The 9,618-nt window shown below is 57.8% G+C and carries 10 protein-coding genes; 5 read left to right on the forward strand and 5 right to left on the reverse strand.

What is annotated here, in order from left to right; all coding sequences use genetic code 11:
- Positions 1-46 precede the first annotated feature (46 nt).
- Positions 47-325, reverse strand: a complete 279-nt coding sequence (locus LIO98_RS01365) for a hypothetical protein (protein ID WP_291952575.1) — start codon at positions 323-325, stop codon at positions 47-49.
- 97 nt (positions 326-422) lie between these two features.
- A complete protein-coding gene (gene amrA, locus LIO98_RS01370) occupies positions 423-1,814 on the reverse strand; it encodes an AmmeMemoRadiSam system protein A (RefSeq protein WP_291952576.1) in 1,392 nt (463 codons plus the stop codon).
- A gap of 163 nt (positions 1,815-1,977) precedes the next feature.
- Here amrA and LIO98_RS01375 point away from each other — a divergent pair, with 163 nt between their 5' ends.
- Positions 1,978-2,343 (forward strand): hypothetical protein, encoded by a 366-nt coding sequence (locus LIO98_RS01375; RefSeq protein ID WP_291952578.1) that lies wholly within the window; start codon positions 1,978-1,980, stop codon positions 2,341-2,343.
- Positions 2,340-3,272 carry a ketopantoate reductase family protein gene (locus LIO98_RS01380; RefSeq protein ID WP_291952580.1) on the forward strand — a complete coding sequence of 311 codons (933 nt, stop codon included), beginning with the start codon at positions 2,340-2,342 and terminating at the stop codon, positions 3,270-3,272. The genes LIO98_RS01375 and LIO98_RS01380 overlap by 4 nt, the downstream gene beginning before the upstream one ends.
- Before the next feature lie 162 nt (positions 3,273-3,434).
- Here the strand turns inward: LIO98_RS01380 and LIO98_RS01385 are convergent, their stop codons facing one another.
- Together LIO98_RS01385 and LIO98_RS01390 are read right to left on the reverse strand one after the other, a co-directional pair.
- On the reverse strand, positions 3,435-4,103 hold the full coding sequence (locus LIO98_RS01385; protein WP_291952581.1) for a 3-oxoacid CoA-transferase subunit B: 669 nt from the start codon (positions 4,101-4,103) through the stop codon (positions 3,435-3,437).
- The gene (locus LIO98_RS01390) at positions 4,087-4,794 is read right to left on the reverse strand and encodes a 3-oxoacid CoA-transferase subunit A (RefSeq protein WP_291952583.1); all 708 of its coding nucleotides are present in this window, start codon (positions 4,792-4,794) and stop codon (positions 4,087-4,089) included. The genes LIO98_RS01385 and LIO98_RS01390 overlap by 17 nt, the downstream gene beginning before the upstream one ends.
- Before the next feature lie 224 nt (positions 4,795-5,018).
- On the opposite strand from LIO98_RS01390, the gene LIO98_RS01395 reads away from it, so the two are divergent.
- From LIO98_RS01395 to LIO98_RS01405, 3 genes are all read left to right on the forward strand, one after another.
- On the forward strand, positions 5,019-6,626 hold the full coding sequence (locus LIO98_RS01395) for a M20/M25/M40 family metallo-hydrolase (protein WP_291952585.1): 1,608 nt from the start codon (positions 5,019-5,021) through the stop codon (positions 6,624-6,626).
- A gap of 166 nt (positions 6,627-6,792) precedes the next feature.
- On the forward strand, positions 6,793-7,263 hold the full coding sequence (locus tag LIO98_RS01400; protein ID WP_291952587.1) for a GNAT family N-acetyltransferase: 471 nt from the start codon (positions 6,793-6,795) through the stop codon (positions 7,261-7,263).
- A 1-nt stretch (position 7,264) separates the two neighbouring features.
- On the forward strand, positions 7,265-8,836 hold the full coding sequence (locus LIO98_RS01405; protein WP_291952590.1) for a DEAD/DEAH box helicase: 1,572 nt from the start codon (positions 7,265-7,267) through the stop codon (positions 8,834-8,836).
- 35 nt (positions 8,837-8,871) lie between these two features.
- On the opposite strand, the gene LIO98_RS01410 is transcribed toward LIO98_RS01405, so the two are convergent.
- Entirely contained in the window at positions 8,872-9,204 is a 333-nt protein-coding gene (locus LIO98_RS01410; RefSeq protein ID WP_291952592.1) for a DHCW motif cupin fold protein, read from the reverse strand.
- Between the last annotated feature and the right edge of the window lie 414 nt (positions 9,205-9,618).

The following is a 9,618-nucleotide window of genomic DNA, read 5'->3' on the forward strand; positions in this document are numbered from 1 at the left end:
TTTTCAGCCCGCGTTTTTTTACATCGGCGGCGCAGTCGCGTAAAAATTACCAGCCGACGAGCGGTTGGTTGTAGGTATAAGCGACCCCGATGTTCCCGCTGCCGCGCAGTTCGTCGGCGAGCGCGGCAAGTTCCGCCGGAGAAACGCCGCGGGTCGAGACGTCTCCCTCCCCCGCGCCCGCGATCTCGTAGTTCTGGCAGAAGGGGCAGTCCATGTTGCAGCCGAAGGTACCGACGGAGAGGATGAGGCTGCCGGGGTGGAATTTCACAAATGGTTTTTTCTCCACCGGGTCGAGCGATGCCGAGGTGATTTTTCCGTAGTTCACGCTGACGCTGCGGCCTCCGTCGTTACGCCGCGCGCGGCAGAAGCCGGTTTCGCCCTCTTCTAGGGAGCAGCGCCGGAAACATACGGGACAATTTATCCTAGTGATGGCGTACCACCTCGAATCTTTCGAGTTGGACCGTATCGTTCGCGCCGATGCCAGCCTTTTTCTTCGCGATGGAAATCTGTTCTTCCACGCTGTCTACGCCCTCGAGGTTGGGCAGCAGCAGGCCGCGGCGGCCCCCCTTAGTGACGATCACGCCGTAGCGTTTCACGTCGAGTTCGGTGGCGGAGTCTATATTTTCTGTCTCGCCGAGGATATCGACGCTGTAGACCAGCTTCGCCAGCTCCTCTTTTTCTACAGGGTCGAAGCGCGGGTCCGCCGTCGCCGCGCTGACGGCGTTGTTGATGATCTCAGCCGTCACCGAGGGGGCGGTGGGCGCGATGGTGCCGATACAGCCGCGCAGCCTTCCCTCTTTTTTCAGTGATACGAAAGTTCCCGCGCGGCGGGATAGCATTTCATCAGGAAGTCCCGCCGGTACGGCGATCTTTTTACCGCCGGTGACGTATGCTTCGACCGCCGCCCGCGCGAGTCGGACATAGGCGTCCTCTTTTTCTTTCAGCGCCGCCAGCTCCCTGCGCTCTTTTTCCGCAAATTCGGCGAGCAGGCGGCGTTTTTCGTCCGGCCCGGCCGTCCGGAAGGTGCAGACGCCGTAGCCGACGCCGAAGGGTCCCTCGTAGGAGAGGCGCTTTGCCTCCACCGCCGTACCGTCGAAGCATCCCGCCATGATGACGAAGGCGCGGTGGCCGCATTCTCCCGCGCTGTCGCAGAACCCCTCGGAAAAGTTGAAGAGCTCGCCGAAATCGCCATTCCCCATCACCGCCATGATACGCTCGTCGTAAAGTGGACCGCTGGGGTTGAATCCGTATGGGCCATCCTCTTTGAGCCGGTGCGAAAGATCGCCGCTGGCGATGACCGCCGTCCGCCGCCCGAGCCTCTCAGCGGTTTCCTTTATGAGCGTGCCGAGGCGGTAGTGTTCGGCGAGCGAAAGTCCGGAGAGCGCGACGCGCACAATTTTTGCCTTTATCCCGCCGCAGGCCCCGGCGATGAAATACAGCGGCACAAGCGTCGCGTGGTCGAGCTCTCTGTTCCGCTCTCCGAGTATTCCCGCCGCCAGTCCGGTATTCGCCGCCGAGGCTTCGAGCTCCCGGACAAATTCCGCGTCGTAGTCCACGGAGAGGGAGACCGTTGGCGTGCCGAAGCGCGCGAAACTGCCGGAGGCGCGCTCGCCGGGCGAGATGTGGAAGTAGTCGCCGTAGAGGGTGGAGTGCGGCGAGACGACGACCACAGTATCGGGCGCGGAGTCCGCGATGAAGGCAGCGGCCTTCCTATATGCCTCGATTGTCTTTGAGATGGCCCGTTCCTCTCCGCGCCCGACCTCCGGTATTATGAGCGGCGGGTGCGGAACCATGGTTCCTGCAGTAATTCCCATCTTTATCTCCTCCGATCTTTTGCCGGGTTTTCGGCTGTTTTATGTATATCTTTGCCGTTATGCGTTAATATATTTAAAATTATACACCGCCGCGGAGCGGTCAGCCCCGAGAGTATATATGGGGATATCTTAAAATTGGCTCTTGGTTTAAGGAGGTAAAGAGATGTCTGTGATCGTAACCGGCGGGATATTCCTGCTTTTGACGGTACTGGAACATCCAATCGCCGCCGCGCTGCTTGTCTGCCTCGCGCTGTGGGGGCTGTGCGGCTTCGCCGGCGACCTTACGCCGCTTACGGCCGCCGGTTTTTATGCCGCCGTGTTGGCGGCGGGGTATTTTCTGGGGGACGCCTTCATCCGGACTTCGTATATAAGGATGGGCGGTATTGCGGCGCTCTCCATTTTACTGGGCCTCTCTCCGGTTATCTACGGCGGCATCTGGTATCTGCTGCACCGCCTCCGACGCGGTAAGAGAGATTTAGGAGAGACGAAAAAACAAACCTGTAACGAAATGGAAGATGATTCAATATGAAGAAGATAGAAAATATCGCCCTTGTCGGGCTGGGAGCGGTCGGATGCGCCTATCTGACGACGATCGCGGAGCATCTGCCTCCTGAGAAGATTCGGGTCGTCGCCTCCGGTGAACGCGCCGAACGTTACCGTAAAAATGGTATAACCTATAATGGAAAACAGTACCGCTTCAATGTCGCGGAGCCGGGGAGCGGAGAGCGTTCCGCCGATCTGGTCTTTGTCGCCGTGAAGAATACCCAGCTCGCGGCGGCGGTGGAGGAGATAGGGGATTTTGTCGGCTCCGAGACGGTGATCGTCGCGCCGCTCAACGGCGTCACGAGCGAAAAGGTGCTGATGGAGCGCTACGGCGCGGAGCGGGTGCTCTATTCCTACGCGATGAAGATAGACGCGACGCGCGAGGGAGACCGCACCTTCTGCAAAAATACCGGCTTTATCCCCTTCGGAGAGGCGCGCAACGAGCCGGGCCGTTATTCGGAGAACGTGACGGCGGTGGAGGAGTTTTTTCGGCGTACCGGTATCGAGTATGAGATACCGGAGGATATGATAACGAGCCTCTGGAAGAAGTTCATGATGAATACGGGCTTAAACCAGACCTCCGCGATCCTTGGCTTTACCTACGGGATGATGCAGCGTTCCACTTCCGCGCGCGCACTGATGCGTTCGGCGATGGAGGAGGCCGCCGCCGTGGCCGGAGCGGAGGGGATATCCCTGGGAACGCCGGAGATCGACGACTGTTTCCGGATCATGGATATGCTGGGCGCCGAGGGAAAGACCTCGATGCTGCAGGATATCGAGGCCCGCCGCCCTACTGAAGTCGGCGCCTTCGCCGGCACGGTGGTCGAGATTGCCGGCAGACACGGCCTCGCCGTCCCAGTCAACCGTACCTATCTGCGGCAGATCCGGGCGCTGGAGGAGTCTTTTCTTATATAAGGGCTGAAAGAAAAACGGCTTTTAAGCTCAAAGTCGCCGGATATCCGCATATTGAACCGCCGTGGCTCCTGTAAGAATATTTCGGAACGGCGGCGGGCGGTTCGGCGGTATTGGAGTTTTGTATCATTTATTTATTGTCGCAAAAAACGGCATGTACGTCTTTTAGAACTGTATCCGTTTCAGCTGCGAGCTGACGTCGATCTGCATCTCCGTCCGGTCGAGCAGCGCCTGGAGGCCGGTGTCTTCGGCGATCTCGGTCATCACCATATGGCCGTAGATGTTCCGCACCACGCAGTATTCGGTGACGATGACGTCGACCACGCCGCGCCCCGTCAGCGGCAGCGAACATTTCTGCACGAGCTTGCTGCGCCCCTCTTTATCGAAGTGGCGCGTCGCGACGCAGACCTTTTTTGCCCCCGTGACGATGTCCATCGCGCCGCCCATGCCTGGGACCCGCACCTGCGGGATCATCCAGTTTGCGAGGCTTCCCTCGCGGTCGACCTCGAGCGCGCCGAGAACGGTGACGTCGATATGGCCGCCGCGCATGATCGCGAAGCTGAGCTCCGAGGAGATGAGCGCGCCGCCCGGCAGCACCGACACCGGCGTGCCGCCAGCGTCGATGACGCGCAGGTCGTGCCTGTCCGCGCTTGCGCCGGCGTTGATGACGCCGTTTTCCGTCTGCAGTATGAGCCGCACCTCTTCCGGCAGGTAATCCGGCACGAGCTGCGGAATGCCGATGCCTAGGTTGACGAGCGCGCCGTCTTCAAGTTCCGAGGCGACCCTCCTCGCGATACGCGCGCGGGCCTCTTTCTCACTAAGTTCTGGAAGCATATTCGCCATCTCCTTTCAATACCAGAGCGTCAATAAATATGCCAGGGGTCACGACGTTGTTGGGATCTATTTCACCGAGCGGCACGACCTCGTCCACCTCCGCGACAACCCTTGCCGCCGCGGTCGCCATCGTCGGGTTAAAGTTCCTGTTCGTCCCGTAATAGACAAGATTGCCCGCAGCGTCGGCCTTGTAGGCGCGGATAAAGGCGGTATCCGCCCGCAGCGGCCGCTCAAGGATGTAGCGTCGTCCGTCGAGTTCGACGGTCTCGCGCCCCTCCTCGTAGACGGTATCCACGCCGGTCGGCGTAAGGATGCCGCCGAGCCCCGCGCCGCCCGCGCGGATACGTTCGACGAAGGTGCCCATCGGTATCAGCTCTATCTTCAGTTTTCCGCCGGTGTACAGCTCCTGCGTCTTTTTATTGAGGCCGATATGGGAGGCGACGAGCGAACGGAGCTGTCCGTTTGTCACGAGCCGCGCCACGCCGACGGGGCCGGGAACCTTGGTCTGGAAGTAGCTGGTGTCGACGCAGATGAGATCTATCTCCTTTACGCCGCTCTCGCAGAGCGCCTCGATTATCGTATAGGGCGCGCCGCCGTAGTTGAAGCCGCCGATCATCAGGGTTTTGCCGGGAGCGGCATAGGCCGCGGCCTCCGCCGGCGTGATGACGGGCTTGATAAATGGTTTGGCCATTGAGTAAAACATCCTCTCAAAAGTACTTTAACAAGTTTTACAGCCGCGGGGAGGAATGTCAAGGGAGAAAATTTTCCCGCTTTGCGGGAGAAGCGCCTCTGTAAGCGGGCGGTTTGTCTTGGATGGCGCGGAATATGAGGAACGGCTGTCTATTTCCGCTGTGGCCGCGATTTTGCCCCCCGCCATATTGTGATATGATTTAGAAAGTTTAGGAGGCGGTAATTATGGACAGAGAATATCTATTATCGATGATAAAAGAACTTGTCGCGCTGCCGAGCGTTACGGAGAGCGCCGCGGAGAGCGCGCCCGGCGAATGGCTCTTCGAAAGGCTTTCAAAGCTTCCTTATTTTTGTGAAAACCCCGGACATCTTCAGCTGGTTGATACGCCGCTGGAGGGTTCGCTCTATAAACTGAAGTCGCTTGTCGCGCGCGTCGACGCCGCCAAAAAGACGGCGCGTACGGTGCTGCTCATCGGCCATTACGACGTCGTCGACGTGAAATGTTACGGCGATATCGCCGAACATGCCTTCGACGCCGACCGGCTCGCGGAGATATTCGACGCCGGCGCGGACGTCCTCTACGGGCGCGGCGTGATGGATATGAAGTGCGGCGCGGCGCTCGAAGCGGCGCTCATCGAGGAGTTTGCGGAGGACCGTTCCCTGTTCGACGTGAATCTGGTCATCGCGCTGGTGGGAGACGAGGAAAATTCCTCCGCCGGAATGCGCGGCGCGCTGCCGGCCCTTACGGCGATGCAGGCGGAGGGGCTCGATTTTCTCGCGGCGCTCAATACCGAGCCGGGAGAGGCGGGGCGCTCCGGCGTCGTCGGCCCGATGGTCTTTCTCGGCACGCTCGGCAAACTGATGCCCGGCTTTTATATCCGTGGGCGCGGCGCTCATGTGGGAAACTGCTACAATGGTTTTTCCGCGCTGCTAGCCGCCTCGCGGCTGGTCTCCTACGCTGAGGGCAACCCCTATCTCGCTGACCCGCTGCACGGCGTCTGCCAGCCCTCATGGATCTGCCTCGACATGAAGGCGCTGCACGACCTCTACAGCGTTACAGTCCCCGATAAGGCCTACGCGTACTTCAACTGTTTCACTACCAACAACACCCCCGCGCTGGTGATGGAGCAGATGCGCGGCGTCGCCGCCTATGCGCTGCGCCAGAGCTCGGAGCAGCTCACCGCCTCCTATCGTGCGCTGCTCGCCTTGGGCTACGAGGGGGCGGAGTTTGTGCCGGAGGAGCCGGCGGTTTACACGCTGGAGGAGCTCAAGGAGCTGGCGCGCGGACATCACGGAGACTCTTTCGACGAGGAGCTGCGCCGCTACACGGAGACGCTGCCGCCCGGCGATATGCGCGCGCGCGGCATAAAGTGTGTGGACTTCATCGCCGACCGTTCAGGTGCCGAGGGGCCCTATATCGTCTGCTTCTTCCTGCCTCCGTGGCTGCCTGTGCGCACCGATCTCACGGATGACCCGCGTGACCTGGCCGCGGTTGAAACGGCGCGCGCCGTGGAGGCGGAGTGCGTGGAAAAATACGGCCTTAAGATGACGGAGTCGGAGCTCTTCGCGGGGCTCTGTGACCTCAGCTATGTTGGGGCGAAGGTCTCGGACGACGACGTGCGAGCTCTCAGCGGCAACATGCCCGGCTGGGGGAGCGTCTACAACATCCCGCTCAAAGAGATGCAGGGGCTTGGCCTGCCGGTCATCAACCTCGGCCCGAGCGGAGAATCGCCGCATAAAAAAGACGAACGGCTGCACCTGCGCTATTCGCTGGATATACTGCCATCGCTGCTGAAATTCGCGATACGGGAGCTGTCGCGCCGCAGCCGCTGATTAATGATTAAATAGAGGGCCGTCACGGAGGCGGCCATTCCGTGACGGCGTAAACGCCAAACGTCCGCCTATGGCCCTGCGGGGTGTACGTTACCCCCATTCCGTGGCGTTGTGGTACAATGTACGTCGCATATCTTAATATATATAAGGGGAGAACGATTGATAGATGTACGATGACGACGTTCGAATACGTCCAGCCAAACCAGAAGAGGCGGAAGATCTGTCGGATATAGCCTGGAGGTCGAAGTCTTACTGGGATTACCCTGTTGATGTGATGAACATCTTCCGGGATATGCTCAGCATTGAGCAGGATTTTATCGAAAACAATCCGTCTTACCTCATAGAGCACGAGGATACCGATGAAAAGGTCGGCTTTTACGCGCTTGAGAAGAAGGGAGACAAATGGTGGCTTGAACACCTGTGGGTGCTTCCCGAAGAGATCGGTACGGGGCTGGGGGGAAAGCTCTTCCTTCACGCCTGCGAGATGGCCGAGACGATGGGAGCCGATGAACTTTACATAGTATCCGACCCGAACGCCGAGGAGTTTTACCGGCATATGGGAGCGGAGAAGATAGGAGAAGAGCAGACGGAGGGAATGCCTGAACGCCTCCTTCCCGTGATGCGCATGAAACTATAATATGCTCTATAAATGGCAGGAAAAAGCGCTTGAGACAATAGCGGGGAAGAACGCGATCCTCTCCGCTCCGACCGGCAGCGGCAAAACCTGGGTCGCCTATATATGGGCCGGCCTGATGAGCTGCAACGGCACGCCCCGGATGCCGGAGGGACGCGTGATCTTCACCGCGCCGATCAAGGCCCTTTCGAACGAACGTTACCTGGAGCTCAAGTCTATGGGCTTCGACGTCGGGCTCGAGACCGGCGATTTCAAGAAAAACGCGGGAGCCGAGGTGCTCTGCTGCACGCAGGAGATATATACCCTAAAATATGCCCACATCCCAGGACAAAAGGTGATAATTGACGAATTTCACTTTATCTTCAACGACCCGGAGCGCGCGCGCGCCTACATAGACGGCCTGCGCCGTACTGACGAAGAGAGCGACATCCTTGTGATGTCCGCCACCTTCGGCAACCCCGATAAGGTGCGGGCTTATCTCGAAGAGATGGCGCGGCGCGGCTTCGCACTCTTTGAGACGGAGAACCGCGTCACCAAACTTGTCTACAAGCAGCGCGGGCTGCGCTTCAACCAGATCCACGACGCGCTCGTCTTCGCCTTTTCCAAGAAGGGCGTCGAATGGGTCGCGGCGCAGATCGCGAAGACCCGCCGCAAAGTGGAGCGCGACAAGCGCGCCCGCCTGCGCGAGATGTCCCAGATACTCAAGGTCGAAAAGGTTCCCGACACGATGCTGCGCGGCGTCGGCATGTACTTCGGTTCCATGCTGCCGAAAGAGAAGCTGCTCGTTGAGATGGCCTTCCGCGAACGGATAATAGATGTTGTCGCGGGTACGGATGCGCTCTCGCTGGGGGTGAACCTGCCGGCGGAGACGGTGGTATCCGGCCAGATGGCGAAATTCATCGACGGACCGCTGACGAAGAATGAATTCATGCAGATGGCGGGCCGCGCGGGGCGCAAGGGATTCTTCGATACGGGATATGTTTCGTATATCCCGCGCAGCAAGTGCGAAAACTTTGACTACGACACGGCGATACTCTACCTTGAGACGCTCGACAAGCCGCGTGAGGAGGCGAAGATAAAGCTGCTTCCCGCGATCGGCAGGCTGTTGAAAAAGGAGGTCACCGTCGAAACTGAGGCCCGTATGATCGCCGAATGCTCCATGCCGCGCCGCGACGTTCGTTCCGTGGCTAAAGAGGTAGAGGGGGCGCTGCGCGAAATAACGCAGATGCTCGCGCAGATCAAGGACCAGAACGAAAGAAAGCGCGTTCGTAAAATCCTCGGCGACATATGGAGCGACGAGATGGAGCGCGAGGTGAACATCGCGATCGCGCGCCTCTTCGCGAAATACGAGATGCCCGACGCGATGGAATGCGCAAACCTGCTCAGAAAGACGGAGAGAAACTACCTCCAGGCGCTGCTGAAGATAAAACGTTTCGCGAACCGCCTGCCGGAGGGCTACCGCTTCTCGAACATGGAGGAGATAGATATCGCGGTAAATAAGATCGACGGTTCTGTCTTCGGTTTCGAGGACAAGATACAACAGATAAAGATCACGGAAGAAAATATCGAAGAATAAAGCTCAAAGGGGCGGCTGAGGCCGCCCCCTTTTCTCTAATCTACGATGAATAACTTGACTCCGTTCGGCGAAAAAGAGCGGTGGCGGTTTTTGTCGTCGTCCTCGGCGACATAGCCCATCCCCGGCGTAAGCTCCTCCTTTGTTCCATCCTCCAGCTCGGAGATGACGGAGCCCTCAAGGACGAGGAGCACATGGCCGTGCGGGCACCAGTGGTCCGCGAGATAGCCCGGGCCGTATTCCACGAGCCGGGCGCGTATATTACCCTTCTCAAACGTTCGCCAGAGAGCCTCTCCGCTCTCGCCCTTGTGAGGTACGGCCTCTATCTTGTTCCAGTCAACGGTCTGGTAAGGTATGCCTTCGATCTTCAAAACAAATTCCTCCCCCTTTAAGATTAGCGTAATTATATCAGAGAGATAGTTTGAGAGCTAATTCACATAAATTCGATAATTAGTAGTTACTTAAAAATGAGCAAAAATAGAAATGAAAGAAATAATAGGCGTATTGAATTTGTAAAAAAGTGACATACCCCATTTTTTTGTTAAAAAATAAATTTTAATTAATTATTGCTTATATAAATCACATAAACATGACATAAATACGGGTTTCAAATATTTATAAATTCGATAATATATAACCATAAACATCATTTTTCAAACAATATAAAGCGATGTATTATATTATCGTTTAGTTATTTTGTTAAGATTATTGTACGGATTATATTTTCATCAAGACCAAGGAGGGAGAGAGGGCATGGAACTGATACAGAACCACCCGATACTGAA

It is taken from the genome of Cloacibacillus sp., from assembly GCF_020860125.1.
GTDB lineage: Bacteria > Synergistota > Synergistia > Synergistales > Synergistaceae > Cloacibacillus.

Bases quoted from the DNA above. Each gene is read 5' to 3' on its own strand.
- LIO98_RS01375 (WP_291952578.1), top strand. From the start codon at position 1,978: ATGTCTGTGATCGTAACCGGCGGGATATTCCTGCTTTTGACGGTACTG.
- LIO98_RS01395 (WP_291952585.1), top strand. From the start codon at position 5,019: ATGGACAGAGAATATCTATTATCGATGATAAAAGAACTTGTCGCGCTG.
- LIO98_RS01380 (WP_291952580.1), top strand. From the start codon at position 2,340: ATGAAGAAGATAGAAAATATCGCCCTTGTCGGGCTGGGAGCGGTCGGA.
- LIO98_RS01400 (WP_291952587.1), top strand. From the start codon at position 6,793: ATGTACGATGACGACGTTCGAATACGTCCAGCCAAACCAGAAGAGGCG.
- LIO98_RS01390 (WP_291952583.1), bottom strand. From the start codon at position 4,794: ATGGCCAAACCATTTATCAAGCCCGTCATCACGCCGGCGGAGGCCGCG.
- LIO98_RS01405 (WP_291952590.1), top strand. From the start codon at position 7,265: ATGCTCTATAAATGGCAGGAAAAAGCGCTTGAGACAATAGCGGGGAAG.
- amrA (WP_291952576.1), bottom strand. From the start codon at position 1,814: ATGGGAATTACTGCAGGAACCATGGTTCCGCACCCGCCGCTCATAATA.
- LIO98_RS01385 (WP_291952581.1), bottom strand. From the start codon at position 4,103: ATGCTTCCAGAACTTAGTGAGAAAGAGGCCCGCGCGCGTATCGCGAGG.